Origin of the sequence: Bradyrhizobium sp. R2.2-H (genome assembly GCF_004346455.1) — a bacterium.
In the GTDB taxonomy this organism is placed as follows: domain Bacteria; phylum Pseudomonadota; class Alphaproteobacteria; order Rhizobiales; family Xanthobacteraceae; genus Bradyrhizobium; species Bradyrhizobium diversitatis.
Genome location: NZ_SMBR01000005.1, coordinates 105,270 through 127,248, shown reverse-complemented (window position 1 = coordinate 127,248; position 21,979 = coordinate 105,270). Strand labels below are relative to the sequence as shown.

The following is a 21,979-nucleotide window of genomic DNA, read 5'->3' as shown; positions in this document are numbered from 1 at the left end:
TTGTGGCGCTGTGCTCCAGCGGCAACAGGGAGCGGAAATGACGCCGTGCGCGTGGCGTCACGCCCCAACGAAAGGGCCGCGCTTCGCGAGAAGCGCGGCCCTCCTTGGATGACTTCCGTCTTAGCGGAACAGCGACAGGATGCTCTGGCTGCTGTTGTTGGCGATCGAGAGCGCCTGCACGCCGAGCTGCTGCTGGACCTGCAGGGCGGCCAGGCGGGTCGATTCCGCGTTCATGTCGGCGTCGACGAGCTGGCCGACACCGCGGTCAACCGAGTCCATCAGCGACTTCACGAAGTTTGTGTTGGTCGAGATACGGTTCTTGACGGCACCGAGATTGGCAGCGGCCGAGGCCACCGAGTTGATCGCGGTCGTGACCTGCGCGATGTAGCCATCGAGCGTGGTCTGGTCGGCGGCCGAGTCGGTCAGCGCGGAGATGTTGATGGTGTCGACCGACGCACTGCCGGCCACGGTGTCCAGAATGCCGGTCTGCGTGGTCGAGTAGAGCGTATAGTCGGCCGTCGTCACCGTGATCGAGCCGATGGTGGGCGTGCCGCCAACGCGCGAGTAGGACGACACCAGGCTGAAGCTCGTCGGTGTGGTACCAGTCGTGGTGCTCAGCCAGTTGATGCCGTTGAAGGTCGCCGAGTTGGCCTTCAGCTTCATGTCCTGCTGGATCTGGGTGATGTCCGCCTGGATCTTGGTGCGGTCGATACCTGCGGTCTTGGACTGGACCAGCAGCGCCTGGAGCTTGGTCAGGCCCGAGTCCTTGTCGCCGATCACCGAGGTCAGAGCGGTATATTCGGTGTCCACGGTCGCGGCCGACAGGCCGAGCGAGTCGGAAACGGCGGAGAGCGCGGCGTTGTCGGCGCGCATCGACGTCGCGATCGACCAATAGGCGGCGTTGTCCGAAGCGGTGGCCACGCGCTGGCCGGTGGAGATCCGGTTCTGCGTGGTGGAGAGTTGCGAACTCACAGACCGCAAGGTCTGGAGTGCGGTCATGGCAGTCGAGTTCGTAAGCAGGCTTGACATTGCGAATGTCCCTTTTTTGTACGCGATACATTTTCACGAGGGGACATACCGGGCTTTCACCGGTACGGAGGGACGGCATCATGCCTTTGGACTGATGTGGGTGGGGTCCAACCCGCCGTGCCGCATTGCTAGCACGCCGAATCTTGCCTCCGGATTAAGATCGGATAGAATTTCGCTGTAAAATCATATGGTTAACATTACTCAACGCTAACCATATCCCGCGCCTATCGCTTAACCATATCCAGCCGGTCAGCGATCTCGGCTCTTACGAGAACGAGCGTACCAGTCCGGAGGCCAGCAGGTTCCAGCCGTCGATCAGCACGAAGAACAGCATCTTGAACGGCAGCGCGAGGATCGTCGGCGGCATCATCATCATGCCCATCGACATGGTCAGCGTCGCCACGATCATATCGATCACCAGGAATGGCAGGATGATGAGGAATCCGATCTCGAACGAGCGCCTGAGCTCGGAGATCATGAAGGCCGGAATGATGACACGCAGATCGACGCGCTTGTCGTCGAACTTCTTGCGGAAGCTTTCCGCGGCGAGCGCTTCGAAGGTCTGGAGATCCTTGTCGCGGACATGAGCCAGCATGAACTCGCGGAACGGATCGGTGATCTTCAGATAGGCTTGCTCTTCGGAGATCTCGTTCTTCATCAGCGGCTGGACGCCGGTCTCCCAGGCCCTGTCGAAGGTCGGTGCCATGACGTAGAAGGTCATGAACAACGCGAGACTGATCAGCACGAGGTTGGCAGGTGTGGTCTGGAGGCCGAGACCGGCGCGCAGGAACGACAACGCCACCGCAAATCGCGTGAAGCTCGTCACCATGATGAGCAGCCCCGGCGCCACCGACAGCACCGTGATCAGCGCCATCAGCTGGATGATGCGGCCGCTGGTCGAGCCGTTTCCCGGCGGCAACAGGGAATTCAGGTCCGGAATCTGGGCCAGCGCCACTTCGGGCAGCACGACCAGGACCAATGCGAGCAGCAGGACTTTCACTCTCACTGGATCACCAGCGTCTCGATGATCAATTCGCGGACCTTGCCCGACGAGCGGATGTTGGCGCGCTCGGTCAGGTCTTCACGCAGATGCTGGAGCCCGCGCGATCCCTCGAATTGCGCGACCGTCGCCGACCGCAGGTAGGCCACGATGTCCTCGCTGATGTGGGCGGCCAGAATGCCGGCATCCTCGTCGCTCATGCTGTCGGTCACCATGGAGGCTTCGATGCGCGCCCAGTTGTTGGCCGGCGCGGCGAGATTGGTCACGATCGGAGACAGTTTCCTGAGCCGCGCGCTGCCGGCGTAGCTCGAGACGATCGGCGGCGGCGTGTCGCTCTTCTTCGCATCGGCAACGCGCTCGGCGGTCGCGATCAGATGCAGGCCGGCAACGGCGCCCGCGCCGACCGCGATCAGGGTCAGCACGACGATGGCGGCAATCAGGCGCATGGCGTCCCCCGCGATCACGACGCGACCCGACCGGCGCGGGACTCAGAATGGTGCCACGGCATCATAGATCCGGTGTCCCCATCCAGGCTGCTGCACGTCCGATAGATTTCCGCGCCCGCCATAGGACACGCGCGCCTCGGCGATCTTGTCGTAGGAGATCGTGTTGGTTCGCGAGATGTCGCGCGGACGTACGATGCCGCCGACGTTGAGCACGCGCATCTCCGTGTTGACGCGAAATTCCTGCGAGCCGCTGATCATCATGTTGCCGTTCGGCAGCACGTCGGTGACGATGGCCGCGATCGACAGCTTGATGTCCTCGGTGCGATCGATCTGGCCGTTGCCCTTGATCTGGGTATTGGTGCTGAGGTTGGCGTTGGCCTGGCCAGTGTCGCTCCAGCCTGCGACGTCCATCAACCAGTCGAGCCCGAACTTGACCTGGGAATCGCGGGAACGGCCGGTCTTGTTGTCGAGCTTGGCCTTGTCCTGCATCGAGATGATCACCGTCACGACGTCACCGGTGCGCCGGGCGCGGGGATCGCGGTAGAGATCGGTGCCGTCGTCCCAGGTCGAGCGAAAGCTGACCGGCGTGCGCATGCGCGGCGTCACCGGGATCGGATCGGCCTGCATCCTCAGGCCGCTGCCGACGGGCGACATTTGCGGGCCGATCAGGACCTCGGCCGGGTCATGGTAGCATCCGGCCAGGACCACGGACGCCAGCAGGAGCGAGGGGATGAGGATCGGCTTGTTCATCTATTTGGTCTTTCCGTCATCCACGCGACGCATGCCGCCGAGCAGGTCGGCGAGGTGGGCCGCGCGCGCCGTGTCCATCTCGTTGAAGATCGCGCTCGAGCTCCTCGGGCTGAGCTTGGCGAGCACCGCGGCGGCGGTCTCGTCGCTCATGCCGGCGATCTGGGTCGCCGCGGCCTCGGGCTTCATGCGCGAATAGATCTCGACCATGCTCGCTTCGGCCTTCTTCAGGAAGTCGTCGCGCAGCGCCATCCACTTCTCGTATTCGGCGCGCTTGGCCTCGACTTCGGCAATGCGCTCGCGCAGCTGGCTCTCGGCCTTCTCCAGCTCCTTGAGCTGCCAGGCCAGCCTTGCGTCGACGGCGGGATCGGCGACGTTGCTGCAGAACAGGGCGATTTCGTTGTCCGGGGCCGGCGCAGCCTGCGGCGGCGCAGGCTTCGGCGGCGCCGTGACGCTGCCGGGCCTGGCCGGACGGACCGGTGCGGGCGCAGGCGCGGGCGTCGGGGTCTCGGAAGCCGGCATCGCCCCGGTGACCGCGGGTCCCGACTCTTCGGCCGCCCATGCCGTCGCCCGGATCGAGGCACTCTCGCCGGAATTCGGGGCGGCCGGCACCTGCGGCTTCTGCGGTCCCGCCGCGCGGGCGCGCGCGAAGGAGAGCAGGTTGAGCGGCTTCGACGGCCTGGCCTCGTCCAGCGCCAGCACGGGCGATGCGCTCGCGAGCATTGAGGCCGCGGCCAGCAGGAGGAGTTTGGCTTTGTGATCCAGCTTCAGCATCGGGCCGCGTGCGATTCTCGGTCGAGACTTGAGCATTGAGCGACCAAGCTTGCACGACGCTTATGCATCATTGCACGATGACGTCGGCCTGGAGCGCACCTGCCGTCTTGATCGCCTGGAGGATCGCGATGATCCCCGATGGCTTCAGGCCGATCTGGTTCAGCCCGCGCACCAGGCGCTGGAGATCGACCCCGCTCAGGATCGCCACCTGCGCTCCCGCCTCGTTGGCCTCGACCACCGTCTGCGGGACGACCACCGTCTGCCCTCGCGAGAACGGCGCCGGCTGCGACACGACCGGCATCTCCGTGACACGAACCGTCAGATTGCCGTGGGTCACGGCAACGGTCGATATCCGCACGTCGCGCCCGATCACGACCGTGCCGGTGCGCTCGTTGATCACGACCCGCGCCGGCGTATCCGGCTCGACCGTCAGTTCGCCGATCTCGGCCAGGAAACGGACAGGACCGATGTGGCGCGGCTTCGACAGCACGATGGTGCGGAAGTCGCGCTCGAAGGCGATCTGCGCGCGGTAGCGTCCACCGGCGTATCGGTTGATGGCGTCGAGGATGCGCGTCGCGGTGACGAAGTCGGGGTTCTTCAGCTCCAGCACCAGGAACTCCATCTCGCGGAGACTTCCCTGCACCTCGCGCTCGACCAGCGCACCGTTCGGGATGCGCCCGGCCGTCGGCGTACCCTGGCTGACATTCTGCGCCTGGCCTCCGACGCTGTAGCCGGCCACCGTGATCGCGCCCTGCGCCACCGCGTAGACGGCGCCGTCCGCGGCGCGCAGCGACGTCATGACCAGCGTGCCGCCGAGCAGCGACGTCGCATCGCCGAGCGACGAGACGGTGACGTCCATGCGCTCGCCGGGCCCGATCGATGGCGGCAGGTCCGCGGTCACCATCACCGCCGCGACGTTGCGCGTGCGCAGCGTCGTCGGACGCGGCGGGTTGTTGGTGCTGGTGGTCTCGTTCCTGACGTTGATGCCCATGTTCTCGAGCATCGATTGCAGGGACTGTTCCGTGAACGGCGCGTTGCGAAGCGTGTCGCCGGTGCCGTTCAGGCCGATGACGAGACCGTAACCGACGATCTGGTTCTCGCGCAAGCCCTTGATGTCCGCGATGTCCTTGACGCGGACGGCGGCCTGGGCGCCGGCGACCGACATGAGCAGGACCAGCGCAAGCAGGAGTCTTGTCATGACCCGTCCACGACCTTGACGGTGCCGTCCGGCTGGACGACGCCCCTGATGATCACCCCGGTATCCGTATTGCGTACCGGGATGAGCGCGCCGGCCGCGCCCGACTGCATCGCCGAACCGTAGGTGACGATGGACAGGCCGCTGTCTTCGACCACAACCTTGACCGTGGCGCCGCGGGCGACGGTCCAGGGGTCTTCCACCGCATTGGTCGGAATGGGCTGGCCCGGAAACAGAGCGCGCCGCGCCATGCGGCCGACCAGGACCTGACGGCCCTCGATGAACATGGCGACGCCGAGCAGGCTCGGCGCGAAGGCGCGTTCGGTGATCATCTCCTCCCGGATCAGCTCGCCGGCGCGGATCGAGACGGCCGGCACGGGAAGCCGCTTCTCCTCGGCCGCAGCGCCGCGCGCCGCGACGAGAACCAGCAGCACGGCGGCCAACCCGCGTATGATCAGGCCCACCCTGTTCAACATCGAGACACCGGAACTAGCGCATGCCCTTCGAGACCGTCTGGGCCATTTCATCCGAGGCCTGGATGACCTTGGCGTTCATTTCGTAAGCGCGCTGCGCCGAGATCAATTCGGTGATTTCCTTGACCGGATCGACGTTGGAGGCTTCGAGCCATTTCTGGTTGATCTTGCCGTAGCCGGCATCGCCGGGCAGCCCGACGACCGGCGTGCCGGACGCCGTGGTTTCGCGATAGAGATTTCCGCCCAGCGGCTCCAGGCCCGCTTCATTGGCGAAGTTGGCGAGGTTGAGCTGACCGATCTGCCGCGGGTTCACTTCCGTATCCAGCTTGGCAAACACCTGGCCGGTGGCGTTGACCGTGACCTCGACCGTCCCCTGCGGCACGGTGATCGCGGGATCCAGGAGATAGCCGTCGATCGTGACGAGCTGAGCATTGGCATTGGTATTGAACGAGCCCGCGCGGGTGTATTGCACCTCGTTGTTGGGGCCGAGCACCTGAAACCAGCCGCGACCGTTGATCGCGAGGTCGTAGGGGTTGCCGGTCTGGGTCAGCGCGCCCTGGATGTGCAGCTTGCGGATCGCCGCCGACTTGACGCCGAGGCCGAGATTGGCGCCTTCCGGGATCGGCGAGGAGCCGTTGACGTTCGCGACGCCCTGCATGCGGTCCATCTGGTAGAACAGGTCGGTGAACTCCGCGCGCGCCCGCTTGTACGAGGTCGAGTTGATGTTCGCGATGTTGTTCGCGATGACTTCGATGTTGGTCTGCTGGGCGTTCATGCCCGTGGCCGCAATGGCGAGCGATTTCACTTATTTCATTCCTTCAGGTCAGATCGACATCCGAACGACTTCTTGGTAGGCCTGCACGACCTTGTCGCGAACCGCGACCGCCGTCTGCAGGGCCTGCTCGGCCGACATCAACGCCTCCACGACGCGACGCGTCGATTCCTTGCCCTGCATCGCCGAGATCGACGCCGCCTCGCCCGCCTTCAGCGTCCCGATCGCGTCGGTCGTCACCTGCTTCATCACGGATTCGAAGCCGACGTCGTCACCGGTCTGGATCGCCGTGGACGCCGCGGGCGAGACGGCCTGCGTCTCGGTCGCGCGGGTCGCCGCCTGGCCAGCGGATATCGCCGTGGATGAAATCGCCTCAAGCATTGTCAGCTCCTCAGAAGATCGATGGTCATGCCGAGCATGGATCTCACCTGCTTCACGACCTGAAGATTGGCTTCATAGGACCGGTTGACTTCCCGCATGTCGGCCATTTCGATCATCATGTTGACATTCGGCAGCTTGACGTAGCCGGCCTTGTCGGCAGCGGGATGTCCCGGATCGTACTCCACGCGATACGGCGTGGTGTCGACCCCGATCTCCTTGACCTTCGCGAGCTGCGCGCCCGAGGCTCGGTCCATCGCGGCATCGAAGGTGATGGTCTTGCGCTGATACGGATCGGCGCCGGCAATGCGCCCGGTCGAGGTGGCGTTCGCGAGATTCTCCGAGACGATGCGCATGCGCGTCGACTGCGCTTCGAGCCCGGAGCTCGCGACCGTCAACGAAGCTTGCAGTGAGTCCAGCATGTCAGTTCACCTCAGGCTTTTGCGCTCGACAGAACCATGCGGTGGAACGACCGCACGATCGCCGAGTTCATCGAATAGTCGCGATTGACGTCGCTGCCCTTGATCATTTCCTGCTCGAGACTGACGGAGTTGCCGGAGTGAACCACCTCCCAGCTGTCCTTCTTCGCGGTCGCCCGCGTATCGGTCTCGGTCGCGGACAATTGCATGTGCGACGGCGACGTCGTCGCAAGCCTGACCGGCATGCCGTCGAGCACCTTGTTGAACGGCTCCACGTCGCGCGCCCGAAAGCCCGGCGTGTTGGCGTTGGCGACGTTCGTGGCGATGGTCGACTGGCGGAGTTCGAGGTACCGCGCCTGCGACGATGCGAGTTCGAAGAGATAAAGCGGTCCCACGACAGCCCCATTCTGGTCCATTCGAGGGAAGCTTAGGGCGTCAAGCTTTCGTCAGGCTGATGAGGCGGGCGCCATCCTCAGAAAATTCTACTGGACCTTCTCCGGCCGCGGCGTCTGCTTGGATTGGAGGAAGTAGATGATCTCGGCGACGGGTCGGAAGAATTCGGCCGGAATCACCTGATCGACCTGGACCGCCTCGTAGAGCGCGCGCGCCAGCGCCTTGTTCTCGATAACGGGGATTCGGTTCTGCTCGGCGACCTCGCGGATCTTCAGCGCGATCACGTCCATGCCCTTGGCCACGACGAGCGGGGCGGCGCTTTCCTCGCGCTTGTAGCGCAGCGCGATCGCGAAGTGCGTCGGGTTCGCGATCACCAGCGTCGCGCGCGAGGCCGAGGCGATCATCCGCTGGCGCGAACGGTCGCGCGCCAGCGAGCGCAGCCGCGCCTTGATCAGCGGATCGCCTTCCGCCTGCTTGTGCTCGTCCTTGATCTCCTGCTTCGTCATGCGCAGCTCGCGCCGCCAGTGAAAGCGCGCCCAGGCGAGATCGATCGCCACCAGGACGATGGTCGCGATGCAGATCGCCGAGACGATCCGCATCGCGATGTTGAGGATCATCTCCGGCAGCGCGACCGGATCGGTGTACATCGCCTCGAACGCCCTCGCTTCGGACGAGCGCAGCACGAAGGCGACGACGGCGCTGACCGCGCCAAGCTTGAACAGCGACTTGGCGAACTCGATCAGGCCCTGCGTCCCGAACAACCGGCTCCAGCCGCTGATCGGGGAGATCCGGTTCAAGTCCGGCTTGATGCGCTCGAGCACCACGCGCGGGGCGTTCTGCAGCAGCGAGGCGGCGAGCCCGAACACCACCAGGATGACGACCAGCGGCACCAGGAACCTGAGCGCCTGGAGTCCGACCACGGTGAGCAGGTTCTGTGCGTCTGCGCCCGTGCTGAGCGGGAAGCCCTCGGGATCGTCGAGGAGGCTCTTCAGCGTCGGCGTCAATTGCTGCACGCCCTGGCCGATCAGGAAGGCCTGGATCACCATCAGCGCGGCCATCGAGGCGAATATGGAGGCCTCCCGAGAGACCGGAATCTTGCCCTGCTCGAGCGCATCACGGACTTTCTTCTCGGTCGGCTCTTCTGTCTTGCTCTCCGGATCGGATGTTTCTGCCATGCCCGTTCAGCGGTCAGCGGAAGACCAGCTCATCCTCCTGCTCGGGGTTGAGCTCGATTTCGCCCTTCTCCGCCAGCTCGAGCGCAAGATCGGTGATCACGCGTCGCGCCTCCAGCACATCGCGCTGGTTCGACGGCTCTCCGATGGCGAGCTCGTGCTCGACGACGCGGCGGACGCGCGAGGCGACCGAGGACAGGATCAGCTCGCGGAAATGCTTGTCGGTGCCCTTCAGCGCGACGACGATGCGATCGGTCGGCACCTGGTCGAAGATCATGGTGCGCGCCTTCGGCGTCAAATTGACCACGTCGTCGAAGGTGAACAGCAGTTCCTTCAGCACTTCGGCCGACTTCGGCCGCTTCTCCGACAGGCTCTTCAGCATGTCCTCGATATGACCGCGCTCCATCTTGTTGATGATGTCGGCGACGCGGGCGTAGGTGTCGGCACCGAGGTTGCGGGCGAAGTTCAGCGTCAGGTCCTCGTGCAGCGTCTTCTCGATGATGCGCATGGCGTCGTCGACGATCGGCTTGAGGCTCAGAACGCGCCGCATCAGTTCGTTGCGCAGGCTCGAGGGCAGCTGGCTCATCACCTTGGCGGCGCAGGCCGGCTTGACCTTGGACAGGATCAGCGCCGCCGTCTGCGGATGCTCCTTGGACAGATAGCTCGCGAGCGAGTTTTCAGACACCGACGAGACCCGGTCCCATACCGACCGACTCGAATTGCCGAGCAGATCCGACATGATCTGCGAGACCTGGTCGGCCGGAAGCACGTCGCCGAGCACGGCTTCCAGGCCGCCAAGGGTGCCCAGGATGTTGGCGCCCATCGAGAACTGCTGGGCGAACTCCTCGACGATTCCCTCGAGCTCCTGCGCGGTGATCGGCCGCAGCTCCGCCGCAGCCTTGGTGACGATGCGGATCTCCTGCGGCTCGAACTGCTGCAGCACGCTCGCCGCCGCCTGCCGGCCCATCGCCAGCAGGAGCGCAGCAACCTTTTCCGTGCCGCCCAGCGTGGTAACACCTCGCTGCTTGGCTGGCGCGATGCCGACCGGTGCCGCCATGATCAGGTATCACCCTGGCCCAGCGGACCAACAATCTCCGTGAGCGAGACGCCGAAGCGGGAATTGTCCTCTTCGACGACGACCACCTCGCCGCGGGCGACGATGCGGCCGTTGACGACGACGTCGACGGGCTCTCCGACCCGGTGATCGAGCGGAACCACCGCGCCGCGGCCGAGCTTCATCAGGTTCGCCACCGGAATGGTCGCCGAGCCGAGCACCACTTGCATGGTGACGGGGATCCGCAGGATGGCGTCAATATTGGCGAACTTGCCGGTCTCCTCGGCCGTGCGCTGGGCGATCTCCGCCAGCCGCTCGAGGGGAGACGTTTCGGCCTCTGCCGATGCGGGTGCAGATTCATAGTCGAAGGATTGCGCCATCTGGTATCGCCTCTTGGTATGTCCGCTGCCGGAGCGCCGTGGCGTTCCGATCGTAGTCGTCCTGCCGACTTCGGCTTCAATGCTTGTTCAAGTCGGCGCCGCCTGCGGTCGCGGCGGGTGCGAGGCCGCTTCTGGCATCGAGCGCCGCGATCGCCTCGTGGGCCTGATCGATCTTCGTGCTCAGCACGTTGGCGAGCCGTCCGAGATTTGCGGTGGAATCGTGCGCCGCCGTGATGACCGTGTCGAAGGCGCCCGCCGTCTCGTGCACGATGGTCGAGAACTCGCCCTGATAGCTGCGCAGCCGCGCCAACTCGCGGTGCATCCTGGTCACCCGCATGCTGGTGAAGGCGAGCGCGATCAGCAGCACGGCATCAACGAGATAGGATATCATCGACGAACTCCCGTTTCTGGTCGACCGGATCTGCCACCTGCATGGCGTAATAGCCGTCAAGCTGGCCGATCTGACACCAGAACAGCACCTGATTGTTGCTTTCGAGACGGGCCAGCGTGCGCGGCGTGGCCTCGAGCTCGAGCACCTGCCCGACCTCGAACTTCACGACGTCGCCGAGAGACACCGTCTTCTCGTCGAGCACCGCGCTGAGCGTCACCTCGGTCCGATGCACCTCGCTTTCCATCTGCTCGCGCCAGCGTGGGTCGGCGGCGCGACCGTCGCTGACGACCACGTGAGCGAGCTTCTGGCGAAGCGGATTGAGCGCGGAGTGCGGGATGATGAGGAACATCTGGCCGCCGCGGTAGAGCGCCTGCAGCATGATGTTCGCGCAGATCGACATATTGCCGCTTCGCCCGATCGCCAGCGAAGCCATCGCCGTCTCGACCCGCTCCACGCGAAAGGTGACGTTCGAAGTGCCGGCGAAGGCGGATTGCAGCGCCTTGGCGAACCGTTCGAACAGTGCCTGCACAAGGCGAAGCTCGATGTTGGAGAAAGAGCGCTCGACGTCAAGCGGCGGCTCGGCGCCGTCGGAGCCGAACATCGCCTCGACCATGGTGAACACGAAGTCACGGTCGAGCATGATGATGATGCGGGAATCCCACTGCTCGGCATAGAGGACCGCCGCGACCGCGTTGGCCTCGTAGTCCTTGATGATGTCGCCGACGCGGTCGTTGGTGATGCCGTTGACCGAGAAATAGCAGGGTGTTCCAGCCATCGGCTGGAGACTGTCGGTGCACGATGCCGCCATGCGATCGAAGATCACATTGAGCATCGGCATACGATCGATCGATATGCCGGCGGCGTCCAGCAGGTAGTTCGGCAGCTGCTTCCGCTGATCCACTTCGGCGTCTTCCATCATCATGCGCGTGCGGCCTTGGGTTCGGCCTCGACCGCGACGGGTTTGGGACCTGCGATCGTCTCATTCTCGACGACGTCGATCGAGGGACGCTCGCTGCTCGCGATCATCTTGCGGCCGTGCTCGACCGCGATTTGCGGCATGGCGCCGTTCATGAATGCCAGCAGCGTCTGTTTGACGATGATGTAGGGCCGGCACTTCTTCTCGCGAGTCATCTTGATCTTGATAGCGAAGGGCGAAAGCACGCCGTAGGACAGGAAGATGCCGGCGAAGGTGCCGACCAGGGCGGCGCCGATGAAGCCGCCGAGCAGCTTCGGCGACTGATCGAGCGCGCCCATCGCTTTGATGACGCCGAGCACGGCGGCGACGATGCCGAGCGCCGGCAGCGCTTCGGACACCGTCACCAGCGCATGATAGGGCGCCAGCTTGCCTTTCACGATGGTATGGATCTCCTCGTCCATCAGCGCCTCGATCTCGTGGGTGCGCGCGTTGCCCATGATGATGAGGCGGACATAGTCGCAGATGAACTGGAGCAGCGAAGGGTCGCCGAGCACGCTCGGAAACGCCTTGAAGATCTCGGAGGACGAGGGATCGTCGATATGCGCCTCGACCTCGTTGCGGCCCTTCCCCCGCAGCTCGCGCATCAGGGCATGCAGGGCCCCGAGCAGGTCGAGATAATAACGCTGCCCCGGCACCGCGCCGGTAATGGCCTGCATGCAGGCAACGCCGGTGTCCACGACCGTCTTCCAGGGATTGGCCACGATGAAGGTGCCGACCGCGGTGCCCATGATGATCACGAATTCCCACGGCTGCATGAGCACGGCCAGATGCCCGCCCATGGCTGCAAAGCCGCCGAGCAGTGCCGCTACCGTGATGAAAATCCCCACGAAACTGCCCAACGCGCCGCTCCATCGCCGATCCCATCGGGAACATCTAGTCGGCCACGCTTGCGCGAGGCTGGCTTCTTCGTCGCCAGCCTCGCGCAAGCAATTCGCGGCAGTTTGAGGCGAAGCCGCAACAGCGGCCAGAGGGGCGCGCGTCATGCTATCCACCATCGCGGACTACACCCGACTGACCAAGGACATGGGCAAGTCGCTGACGCAGGTCGCACAGCAGCCTGACGTCAGCCGCGAGACCGACTATTTCCTCAGCCATATCGGCAACGTGAAGACCATCGACGATTTCCTGAAGGACTATCGCCTCTATTCCTACGCGATGAAGGCCTACGGCCTGAGCGACATGACCTACGCCAAGGCGTTCATGCGCAAGGTGCTGACCGAAGGCGTTGCGAGCAAGGACGCCTTCGCCAACAAGCTGACCGACACCCGCTACCGGCAATTCGCGACCGCGTTCAATTTCGCTGCCCTCGGCGACAAGGCAACGCAGACCACGGCAGCCACGACCGGCACCGCGACCCAATACGTCACGCAGACGATGGAGGAGAAGGCCGGCGATCAGAACGAAGGCCTGCGCCTGGCGCTGTATTTCACCCGCAAGGCTTCCACGATCACGACCCCCTACCAGATCCTCGCCGACAAGGCGTTGACGCAGGTGGTTCAGACTGCGCTCGGCCTGCCGTCGACGATCAGCTCGGCCGACATCGACGCGCAGGCCAAGCTGATCGCGAGCAAGATCGATCTCGCCGACTTCCAGGATCCGGCCAAGGTCACCAAATTCGTGCAGCGCTTTGCGGCGATGTGGGACGCGACCCAGGCGCAGAACGACATCTCGACCAACCCCGCGCTGGTCCTGATCGCCGGTGCCACGACGTCGATCAGCATGGATACCAACATGCTCACGACACTTCAGAACATCAAATTCAACAGGTAAGCCATGCAATCGGCCCTCTATGTGGGATTGTCGGCGCAGGTCGCCCTCGAAAAGCGCCTCCAGACGATCGCCAACAACGTCGCCAACGTCAACACGGCGGCGTTCCGCACCGACGTGGTGAAGTTCGAGACCGTGCTCTCCAAGGCGGGCCCGACGCCGGTGGCGTTCTCCTCGCCCGGCGACAACATCATCTCCCGCGAGATGGGCAGCATCACCGAGAGCGGCAACCCGCTCGACGTCGCCGTGGTCGGACAGGGCTGGATCGCCTTCGCCGGCCCGAACGGCACGGTCTACACGCGCGACGGCCGCCTCCAGATCGCTCCCAACGGCGACCTTCAGACCGTGAGCGGCTTCCCCGTCGTCGATTCCGGCGGCGCGCAGATCACGCTCGACCCCAACGGCGGACCGATCTCGATCGCGCGCAGCGGCGCGATCACCCAGGACAACAACGAGATCGGCACCATCGGCCTGTTCAACATTCCGCCCGACGCCAATCTCGAACGCTACGGCAATTCCGGCGTGACGCCCGACCGCCCTGCCACCGCCATCGCCGATTTCTCCCGGGACGGCTTCAAGCAGGGTTATGTCGAGGGCTCCGGCGCCAATCCGATGCTCGAATTGACGCGGCTGATCTCGGCCTCGCGTGCCTTCGACGGCACCAATTCGATGATCGAGGGCACCGAGAGCTCGCTCCAGAACGCGATCCGGACACTCGGCGAACCCGGCAAGTAGACTGCGCCTCGCGCTTTAGGTTGTTATTTAAGCATGATCTTTTCGGAAAACCGCTGCACACCTTTCCGGATCATGCTTCAGGATTGAGGTTGGACGGTTTCCTTGAACGCTCTTCGGCAACTCGAGTGGGCGCTGCTGGAGCTTCAGCAGAGCACTCCCCTGGCAAGCGTCAGCGGCACGATCTCCGAGATCGCACCGACGCATTTCCGCGTCTCCGGCCTGTCGCGCTTCGTCAGGCTCGGCGAGCTCATCGGCGTCAATTCGGCCGGAAAGCGCCAGATCGGCGAGGTGGTGCGGATCGACAGCGACGGCATCGTTGCCAAGCCGTTCGACCGGCAATTTGCCGGCGGACTCGGCTCGGTCGCCTACCGGATGCCGCCTCTGTCCTTCGCGCCTGATCCGAGCTGGAAGGGCCGCGTCATCAACGCCCTCGGCGCACCTCTGGACGGACAGGGCCCACTCATCCAGGGACCCCAGGCGGTCTCGGCGGAAGCGGAGGCGCCGTCGGCCATGAAGCGCGCTCGCGTGCACAAGCCGCTGCGCACCGGCGTACGCGTCATCGACCTGTTTTCGCCGATCTGCGCCGGCCAGCGCGTCGGCATCTTCGCCGGCTCCGGCGTCGGCAAATCGACGCTGCTTGCGATGCTCGCCCGCAGCCAGGGCTTCGACACCGTCGTGCTGGCCCTGGTTGGCGAGCGCGGCCGCGAGGTGCGCGAGTTCATCGAGGACGTGCTGGGCTCCGATCGTCACCGCGCCGTCACCATCGTGTCGACGGGCGACGAAAGCCCGATGATGCGGCGGCTGGCGCCGAAGACGGCCATGGCGGTCGCCGAATATTTCCGTGACCGGGGCGAATCGGTCCTGCTCATGGTCGATTCGATCACGCGTTTCGCCCATGCCGCCCGCGAGGTCGCGCTCGCCGCCGGGGAGCCCGCGGTCGCGCGCGGCTACGCGCCGACGGTCTTCACCGATCTGCCGCGTCTCTTGGAGCGCGCCGGTCCAGGCGAGGAGGGATCCGGCACGATTACCGGGATTTTCTCCGTGCTGGTCGACGGCGACGATCACAACGAGCCGATCGCCGACACCATCCGCAGCACGCTCGATGGGCACATCGTGCTCTCCAGGCACATCGCCGACCAGGCGCGCTATCCGGCCGTCGATGTTCTGGCGTCGGTCTCACGCCTCGCCCATAACGTCTGGGATCCCGAAGAGCGCGAATTGGTGAGCAAGCTGCGCGCCATGATCGCGCAATACGAGGACACGCGCGATCTTCGCTTGATGGGCGGATATCAGTCGGGACGTGATTCGGGTCTCGATCAGGCGGTCGACATGGTTCCGAGAATCTACAACGCGATGCGGCAAGGCGCTTCGGCTCCGCCGAGCGCCGATCCGTTCCGCGAGCTCCGGGACATGCTCAAGGGTGACCAGCGAACGGAAGGGTGAGGCGGCGTATGACAGGCGCCTGCCGCCAGTCACGCTCGTGGTTTTCGACAGGAGATTGCGCATGGCGTTGCGCTTCCCGCGCATGCGTTCCCAGATCCATCACCGATTTCCGTCATGAGCCCGTCACCGTTCGGGTGAGCACCGCGCGCCGCTGGGGTGCAAGCGATCAAGCGCGACGATTCCGCGAGCACGGCGACGACAACCGCCACGTGCAATTCCTGCGAGTTCCCTTGAGCGATTCTCCACCGAAACGCACAAGTTGTGGATGACGTGCCGACACACATCATCGACGTGCACAAGCTTCGGTCAATTTGCGTCGACGACAGACAACAACATGCCCTGCAATCAGCCGTTCGCAAAGTCGAGCGCATGTTGCCGTCGGGTAGCGCATTGCGTTCACCATCATGTGTCCCGAAGAGCGCGATTGTCTTGAACGTTACGGCCGCTTACGACGACATCCAGTCTCAGCGAGCGTCTTGACTTGATTTTGTTGAGAAGCTCATTCATCGTTTCGCTCGAGTATAAGAAACGTCTGCCTGTGACTTGAACTTTGGGGGCTTCGGTTGAACCACTCCGATCCACCGTCTGCCGGTGACGGCAATCCGGGCTCCCGCGCGACGACGACGCTGCTGGCATGCCATCGACGCAGCCTCTCGTTCCGGACGATGCGTTCCGCAACGGCCAAGGTGCGGCGCGTTGCGGTCCGTGCCTTTGAACGAGAGTTCGGCACGACAGGCTCGTCGCACACTCATGGCGCAGAGCGCCCCCGGGGCGCCGCAGACAAAGTTCCGGGGACGAGGTAGATTCCATGCCGTTGGCGCGAGAAGCCGTCGAGCTGCTGGTTCAGGCGGCGAGGGCTTGGTATTTCGAAGGCGATCAGCATGGATTGCGCGATCGGGAGTGGATGGCGCTGCGCTTTCTCGGCCGCGCCAACAGATTTTCGCGCACCCCGTCCGCGCTGGCCGGCTTCATCGGCGCCACCCGAGCGACTGCATCGCAGATCGTGAAGACTCTGGAGGGCAAGTCTTTTCTGGTGCGAAAGCCGTCGCATGAGGACAAGCGTTCTGTCGTCCTGCACGTCACCGCCCAGGGCGAGAAATGCCTGAGCCAGCACGACCCGATCAATCACGTGGTGAACGCGGTCACTTCGCTCGGGACCGACGAGTGCATCAGGTTGCGCGACTCTCTCCGCGAGGTCCTCAATCACCTCGATGCAGCCCATCAGCGGCTCAATGCCAGTATCTGCCGGGACTGCATGTTTCTCGCAGAGCGCGGTCCGGGCACCGGCAAGGGACGTGCAACCGTTGAATTCATGTGCCGGCTCTATCGTGCGCCGGTCTCGCTCGAGGAGACCGAGCTGCTCTGCACCAGTTTCGAGCGTACGCGCGACCGCCCCAAGATCGAGCAGCATCTCGACCCCGCGCGCGCGGCGAGCCGAGGGTGATGCGGACGACCCGACCGCAGTCTGGGATGACGACCAAGACTTGCAGAAGATCGCAGCGGAAGAATCTCTTCGAGACGCGCACGTGTCCCTCCCGGGAGCACGTCGGCATTGCGAGCGCAGCGAAGCAGATCCGGTGTGTGTCTCTGGAGGGATTCCAAAGTTTCATCCAGCGCGCGTCTGCTCCTCAAGCCTGGTTCCAACTCGCAATTGCGGAGCACAGGCGCCATCGCAGTCCCAACACCGCATTTCAACTTGCAGACATGCCTTCGCGTTCTCGCAGCCGAATTCGCCCGAGCTTTGCTTCGTCGCTCACCCTCTTGAGCAAGAGGGCACAGGGAAGGCCGGGTGCCGGCCGGCACCCGCGGTCTGCTGCGCATAGAGCACACGCAGAAAACCGCACAGCAGCATACAGGTGAAGCCCAACACACGGCCTTCCCTGCGCGATGGTCGGACGGCTTATGCCGCGCTCTCCCGGGAGCCGAGTTCGTTCTGGCCTCCCTCACACTCGCGAAATTCACCGACCTCCGCGCCGGTTGACGCGACTGCCGCATCCGCAAGAGCTTGACCGTAGCAACGACGGCCAGGACCACACGGTTTTGCCGTACGCGCGGCCCGCCATTTCGCCGCAGTTTTTCCAGCCCTGTCGACGGAGCCGGAAACTTACAGGCGAGACGAAGCCTGGCAGCGCCGTTCGTCCACGCGCAGCCACGAGCTCACCGGGGACTACCCTCCCTGCCCGCACCTTTCGCGCCCGACGCTGCCGCGTCCACCGCAAGCCCGGCTCGCGACAATGACGACCTCATGATCGCCCCTCAAGAATGAGCCGGGATGGGCGACACATACGACAAATCCGAATTTCGGTAAAGTAGAATATTTTCGCGTCAGCCGGTTGACAGAGGGCGACACAGCAAAGCCCCCTCTCCCGGGGTCGCGCAACGTCATCCGACAATCGCGCCCGAGGCGCGGACGCCCGGATGTTCGCCGCGCGCGATCGGACACTGATCCAATTGCATGGCGCGTACCGTAGAACAAAAAAACACCCGGCGGTTTCCCGCCGGGTGTTCGTCGAAATGCTTCGACAGATCTTACCAGTTGCGCTGGGCGCGGAGCAGCAGCGTGAAGCTGTCCTGGTCCTTCAGCTCGTACACAGCGGTCGGCTTGGCCGTGTTGGCAGCCGGGCTGAGCACGGCAGTGCCCGAGTACTTCTGGTCGAGACGGGTCCAGTTGAAGTCGCCCGAGAAGGTCAGGTTCTTGACCGGGGTCCAGCGAGTGATGATACCGATCTGGCCGACGGCGAAGTCAGGGTTACAACCGGTGACACCGGCGAGACCGCCGAACACGCCGCCAGCACCGTTGGCGCCGCAGAGCGTGGTCTTGGCGAGCGTGCCGAACTGGGCCTGAGCGTAAGCACCGTAGAGCGCGGTGTTCCAGTAGGGATCCCAATTATGGGTGTAAGCACCACGGAAGCCCCAGGTCTTGACGGTTTCCTGCGAGCCGCCGGTCACGAACACGGTATCCGGAGCATTGGCGAAGCCGACGCTCTGATAGGCAATGCCCGAGCTGCCGTACATCTGGTAGGAGCTGCCCGCCAGGTTCTGGAAGTTGTAGCGGGTCGCACCGTCGGTGTAGACGCCCTGGATGTTGATCGAGTCACCCGCGCCGGTCGGGATGTTCTTGATCGACAGAGCGAGCTGAACCGCCCAACCCCACTTGTCCTCGGGGTGGCCAGTGGTCTCGGTCGCGCCGTAATAGGCGACGTGGTTGTCATGAGCGGCAACCGACGCCTGGAACAGACCCCAAGCCTGGTCGACACGGACCATACCGACGAGGTTCGGCGAACGCGAGCCGCCGACGGCGTTGGAGCCGTACGAACCGCCAACCATGCCAGCGGCAGTCGCGCCGTTCAGGTTGAGGTTGCCGGCCTGGTAGTAGGCCGTCGCATCTTCGGCCGAGAAGGCCGCCGTGATGCCCTGACCGAAGTCAGCAGTGTAGGTGAACTGGTTGACACCAGTGACCGTGCCGGAACCGCCGACGAGGCTGTCGATGTTGTTGCCGGGATAGTTGGTCCAGGGCGCGTCGAACTGCGACACGGCCTTACCCATGGTGAAGCCGGCGAACTGGATGAAGGCATAGTACACGCCGAGCGAACCACCCGAGGTGCCGCCGTCAGACGGATTGCCGACAGGAGACGCCCCAGAATAGGCCGTAGTACCCGTACCGGAGCCCGTACCGGTGTAGCCACCGGTCGTCCAGGTGAAGACCGCGTCGAAGTAGGTGCGGACGACGCCGTATTCGGTCGCGGTGCGCGTGTCGATGTTGAGATCCTGACGAGCGCGCATCGAGTAGTAGTTGCTCAGACGGTTGTGCGCACCGGCGGGAGCGCCGTTCGAGATGCCGTAGTTGCTGTTGGTGTTGAACGCGACTTCAGCGCGCAGGTAACCACCCAGCTTGATGCAGGTGTCGGTGCCCGGGATGTAGTAGAAGCCGGCGCCGTACAGCGAGCAGATCTTCACGTATTCGACGGCCTTGGCCTTCACGGGAAGATCGGCTGCGAATGCGCCGGAGACGGCCATCAGGCTGGCTGCCGAGCCGAGAAAGAGCGTCTTCGTCAACTTCATTGGTAAACCTCCACGTCGGTTCAGGGGGCTCGGCTCCTCGGCGGAGGCCGCTTAACCCTCTTTAATTTCCGTTCAATTCAGATCCGCACTGAAGGTCCGGACTGAAACGACAGCGAGGTGCCCCCCCTCCGTCGTACCTCACGTATAGTTTATAAAATTCATTGCCTCAATTTGTTGATCCAGTGAATTGAAACTTCGATTGGGGGTGTTGCCTGAGCGCAACAGGCGGGTCGGCCACATCCAATAAGTGTCTTAAAACAAAGGAAAAAGCCCCCAGGGGGCATCCCGGGGGCTTTCTTGGAGGTCTCACATCGCTGCCTGTCGCAACGGTCAAGAGCAGCAAATTCTGAGTGTGAGGAGACGTAATCTAATTAATTGTTTTTTGCAAGCATCGATGCGTCGGGTTTGGCTTTTGCGATGCGGCATCTACCGTTCCATCTTTACGCGAAGTCCGAGACGGCTCCGCAATATCCGGTTAAAACACTGCTCCAGGGCACAACAAGAAGAACGATCAGAGCAGAATGGGGCAGCTGGATGATCGAGAAGAGACTCGACAGGGCGATCATGGACTTCGTCTGGAACGTCGTCGAAATTCACTCGCAGCTGGAGAACATTCACACCAGCTGGGCCGGACTGCTGGGCATTACCCAGCCGCAATGGCTGATCCTGATGGCGATCACCGAACTGGACGAGGGGCGCGGCGTCGCCGGGATCGACATCGCCAACAAGCTGCGGGTCCACCCGGCTTTCGTGACCAACCAGACCAAGACCCTCGAAAAAGGCGGCTTTCTGTCACGACGACCGGCGGCGGACGATGCCCGCTTCGTCCTGATGTCGCTCACGGCGAAGGCGACGACCGAGATCGAGAAATTATCGAAGCGAAAGCTCGCCCTGAATTCGACGATGTTCAACGATCTGGACGAGAAGACCCTGGCTGAATTGAACGCCTCGCTCGCAATGATCGCCAAGAACGCCCGGCTGGCTGCACGATTGCTGGCTATCGACGCGTCCTGAGATCGGGCCGATACCGAGCCCAGAATGCGAGCCGGACGCTGCTGTCGTCGCGCCGCGAGGTCCTGCAATGCCGCCGGACCCAGGTTAGAGGTGGGTCACCGGGTCGAGCTTGCGGGCAGTTCCAAGCTTGCTGTCGAGCCACTCGACAATGAAGTCGTCGACGGCGACGAAATTCTCGACCTCGCCGAGGGGGTGCGGGACGTTGTTGGGCACGACGACCGAGCAATCGGCTCCAATCCGCCGGTAGTCGGCTTGCAGCTCGAGAGCATCCTGCTCCCATACCATGGAGCGACTCCCGACGACCATGAGCAGCGGGCACGGGACTCGACGCGGCGGCAGCATTGCCTCTCTCGAGACCTCGTCAGGGGAGGCCTGCCCGAAGCCGGTCATCCAGCGAAGTGACGCCTGACACATGACCGGCCGCACAAGCCCGCCGTCGCACACGGCGGCCGCGATCCTGCGATCCGAGAACGCAAGGCGGGAGGCATGAGCGGCGCCCGCCCCTTCGCCGTAGATACCGATCCGCCGCGGGTCGACATCGGGGCGGGCTTCGAGGTAGTCCAACCAGAACTGAAGCCTGTGCTCCGGCTTGAAGGAGCGATGAACGGTCGAATTGCCGGAATCGACGAGCAGCAGCGACATGGTCCCGCAGAGCGAGGCGGGCAACAGCCTGCTCATCATCGAGCCCAAGGTGGCATCGTCGTCGCTGACGCAGATCACCGCCGGCGCGGCAGAGCCGCGACGAAGCGCGGGCAGGAACAAGCCAGCCAGGGCGCCTTGATCGAAGCAGTCGATCTTGACGCGCTCAATCGGCAGACCCGCCTCTGTCTCGAGGCCTCTCAGGCCGGTGCCGACCTCGTCTGCGAGGTCGGCACTCTCGACATCTCCCGGACTACTCAGACTTCTGACGACTTCGAGGGCCGTCAGCGAGCACAGCCACGCTTCCCCGGCAATCTGAGCCGAACGCGTTTCGCGCGCGGATTCGGCCAATATCCGGTAATCGTCGGCGACCCTCAGCCAGTCCGAAATCCACAGATGCCGGTGCGACTCGTGCGCAAGCTCCATGACGGACAGGCTTTCGAAAAACTGCGAGGCTCGATCCCGCAAGTGAGCCAGATTTCGTCCGGCGCCGTCGCACGAACGGTGAGGCGAAGTTTCACCTTCCATGTCAGCCCCCGAACGCCGCCACCAACGATCGCGCGGACCTGCGTCCAGACTGGCCGGCGTCACGCTCTGCGCGGCGCCGCGCAGCAAAGCTGCTGCGCGAAGCGATCCTCATTCCAAACGAACGGGCCTGGACACAAAGTCCCGGCCGGCTCACCCCAATCGTCACGTCCCAGCTCCGTCGCTGATACACAG

Annotated in this window: 24 protein-coding genes; 5 read left to right on the top strand and 19 right to left on the bottom strand. The window is 64.0% G+C overall.

Going from position 1 to position 21,979, the window contains the following annotated elements; translation table 11 throughout:
- Positions 1–120: 120 nt before the first annotated feature.
- The 17 genes from EDE08_RS14690 to motA all read right to left on the bottom strand — a co-directional run bounded on the left by EDE08_RS14690 (position 121) and on the right by motA (position 12,438).
- Positions 121–1,029, bottom strand: a complete 909-nt coding sequence (locus EDE08_RS14690; RefSeq protein WP_061877134.1) for a flagellin N-terminal helical domain-containing protein — start codon at positions 1,027–1,029, stop codon at positions 121–123.
- Positions 1,030–1,294: 265 nt separating this feature from the next.
- A complete protein-coding gene (gene fliP, locus EDE08_RS14685; protein WP_035670203.1) occupies positions 1,295–2,035 on the bottom strand; it encodes a flagellar type III secretion system pore protein FliP in 741 nt (246 codons plus the stop codon).
- A complete protein-coding gene (locus tag EDE08_RS14680) occupies positions 2,032–2,475 on the bottom strand; it encodes a flagellar basal body-associated FliL family protein (RefSeq protein WP_131869537.1) in 444 nt (147 codons plus the stop codon). The genes fliP and EDE08_RS14680 overlap by 4 nt, the downstream gene beginning before the upstream one ends.
- Positions 2,476–2,517: 42 nt before the next feature.
- A complete protein-coding gene (flgH, locus tag EDE08_RS14675) occupies positions 2,518–3,225 on the bottom strand; it encodes a flagellar basal body L-ring protein FlgH (protein WP_131869536.1) in 708 nt (235 codons plus the stop codon).
- Complete coding sequence (locus tag EDE08_RS14670; protein ID WP_165935958.1) at positions 3,226–3,996, bottom strand: MotE family protein; 771 nt, start codon at positions 3,994–3,996, stop codon at positions 3,226–3,228.
- A gap of 67 nt (positions 3,997–4,063) precedes the next feature.
- Positions 4,064–5,194, bottom strand: coding sequence for a flagellar basal body P-ring protein FlgI (flgI, locus tag EDE08_RS14665; RefSeq protein WP_131869534.1), 1,131 nt, complete (start codon positions 5,192–5,194; stop codon positions 4,064–4,066).
- Positions 5,191–5,667: a flagellar basal body P-ring formation chaperone FlgA gene (gene flgA, locus EDE08_RS14660; RefSeq protein ID WP_165935959.1), complete on the bottom strand. Its 477-nt coding sequence runs from the start codon at positions 5,665–5,667 to the stop codon at positions 5,191–5,193. Before flgA ends, flgI begins: the two co-directional genes overlap by 4 nt.
- 13 nt (positions 5,668–5,680) lie before the next feature.
- On the bottom strand, positions 5,681–6,469 hold the full coding sequence (flgG, locus tag EDE08_RS14655; protein WP_035670189.1) for a flagellar basal-body rod protein FlgG: 789 nt from the start codon (positions 6,467–6,469) through the stop codon (positions 5,681–5,683).
- A gap of 18 nt (positions 6,470–6,487) precedes the next feature.
- The gene (fliE, locus tag EDE08_RS14650) at positions 6,488–6,817 is read right to left on the bottom strand and encodes a flagellar hook-basal body complex protein FliE (protein WP_131869532.1); all 330 of its coding nucleotides are present in this window, start codon (positions 6,815–6,817) and stop codon (positions 6,488–6,490) included.
- 2 nt (positions 6,818–6,819) lie between these two features.
- On the bottom strand, positions 6,820–7,236 hold the full coding sequence (gene flgC / locus EDE08_RS14645; RefSeq protein ID WP_035670180.1) for a flagellar basal body rod protein FlgC: 417 nt from the start codon (positions 7,234–7,236) through the stop codon (positions 6,820–6,822).
- An 11-nt stretch (positions 7,237–7,247) separates the two neighbouring features.
- Entirely contained in the window at positions 7,248–7,649 is a 402-nt protein-coding gene (gene flgB / locus EDE08_RS14640; protein ID WP_061877140.1) for a flagellar basal body rod protein FlgB, read from the bottom strand.
- A 66-nt stretch (positions 7,650–7,715) separates the two neighbouring features.
- Entirely contained in the window at positions 7,716–8,801 is a 1,086-nt protein-coding gene (flhB, locus tag EDE08_RS14635) for a flagellar biosynthesis protein FlhB (RefSeq protein ID WP_131869531.1), read from the bottom strand.
- A gap of 13 nt (positions 8,802–8,814) precedes the next feature.
- A complete protein-coding gene (locus EDE08_RS14630; protein WP_035670173.1) occupies positions 8,815–9,855 on the bottom strand; it encodes a flagellar motor switch protein FliG in 1,041 nt (346 codons plus the stop codon).
- A 2-nt stretch (positions 9,856–9,857) separates the two neighbouring features.
- Positions 9,858–10,232 carry a flagellar motor switch protein FliN gene (fliN, locus tag EDE08_RS14625; protein WP_061877142.1) on the bottom strand — a complete coding sequence of 125 codons (375 nt, stop codon included), beginning with the start codon at positions 10,230–10,232 and terminating at the stop codon, positions 9,858–9,860.
- A gap of 76 nt (positions 10,233–10,308) precedes the next feature.
- A complete protein-coding gene (locus tag EDE08_RS14620; protein ID WP_035670167.1) occupies positions 10,309–10,623 on the bottom strand; it encodes a hypothetical protein in 315 nt (104 codons plus the stop codon).
- Positions 10,604–11,545: a flagellar motor switch protein FliM gene (locus EDE08_RS14615; protein ID WP_131869530.1), complete on the bottom strand. Its 942-nt coding sequence runs from the start codon at positions 11,543–11,545 to the stop codon at positions 10,604–10,606. Before EDE08_RS14615 ends, EDE08_RS14620 begins: the two co-directional genes overlap by 20 nt.
- Complete coding sequence (gene motA / locus EDE08_RS14610; protein WP_165935960.1) at positions 11,542–12,438, bottom strand: flagellar motor stator protein MotA; 897 nt, start codon at positions 12,436–12,438, stop codon at positions 11,542–11,544. Before motA ends, EDE08_RS14615 begins: the two co-directional genes overlap by 4 nt.
- A 142-nt stretch (positions 12,439–12,580) precedes the next feature.
- On the opposite strand from motA, the gene EDE08_RS14605 reads away from it, so the two are divergent.
- The 4 genes from EDE08_RS14605 to EDE08_RS14590 all read left to right on the top strand — a co-directional run bounded on the left by EDE08_RS14605 (position 12,581) and on the right by EDE08_RS14590 (position 16,988).
- Positions 12,581–13,369, top strand: a complete 789-nt coding sequence (locus EDE08_RS14605; protein ID WP_131869529.1) for a DUF1217 domain-containing protein — start codon at positions 12,581–12,583, stop codon at positions 13,367–13,369.
- Positions 13,370–13,372: 3 nt separating this feature from the next.
- Positions 13,373–14,101, top strand: coding sequence for a flagellar basal-body rod protein FlgF (flgF, locus tag EDE08_RS14600; RefSeq protein ID WP_131869528.1), 729 nt, complete (start codon positions 13,373–13,375; stop codon positions 14,099–14,101).
- A gap of 102 nt (positions 14,102–14,203) precedes the next feature.
- Entirely contained in the window at positions 14,204–15,544 is a 1,341-nt protein-coding gene (gene fliI, locus EDE08_RS14595) for a flagellar protein export ATPase FliI (protein ID WP_131869527.1), read from the top strand.
- An 808-nt stretch (positions 15,545–16,352) separates the two neighbouring features.
- Positions 16,353–16,988 carry a MarR family winged helix-turn-helix transcriptional regulator gene (locus EDE08_RS14590; RefSeq protein WP_131869526.1) on the top strand — a complete coding sequence of 212 codons (636 nt, stop codon included), beginning with the start codon at positions 16,353–16,355 and terminating at the stop codon, positions 16,986–16,988.
- 1,085 nt (positions 16,989–18,073) lie between these two features.
- On the opposite strand, the gene EDE08_RS14580 is transcribed toward EDE08_RS14590, so the two are convergent.
- Positions 18,074–19,606, bottom strand: a complete 1,533-nt coding sequence (locus EDE08_RS14580; RefSeq protein WP_131869525.1) for a porin — start codon at positions 19,604–19,606, stop codon at positions 18,074–18,076.
- Positions 19,607–20,140: 534 nt separating this feature from the next.
- Here EDE08_RS14580 and EDE08_RS14575 point away from each other — a divergent pair.
- Entirely contained in the window at positions 20,141–20,620 is a 480-nt protein-coding gene (locus tag EDE08_RS14575) for a MarR family winged helix-turn-helix transcriptional regulator (RefSeq protein ID WP_131869524.1), read from the top strand.
- Between the two features lie 84 nt (positions 20,621–20,704).
- Here the strand turns inward: EDE08_RS14575 and EDE08_RS14570 are convergent, their stop codons facing one another.
- Positions 20,705–21,787 carry an alpha/beta hydrolase family protein gene (locus tag EDE08_RS14570; RefSeq protein ID WP_131869523.1) on the bottom strand — a complete coding sequence of 361 codons (1,083 nt, stop codon included), beginning with the start codon at positions 21,785–21,787 and terminating at the stop codon, positions 20,705–20,707.
- Between the last annotated feature and the right edge of the window lie 192 nt (positions 21,788–21,979).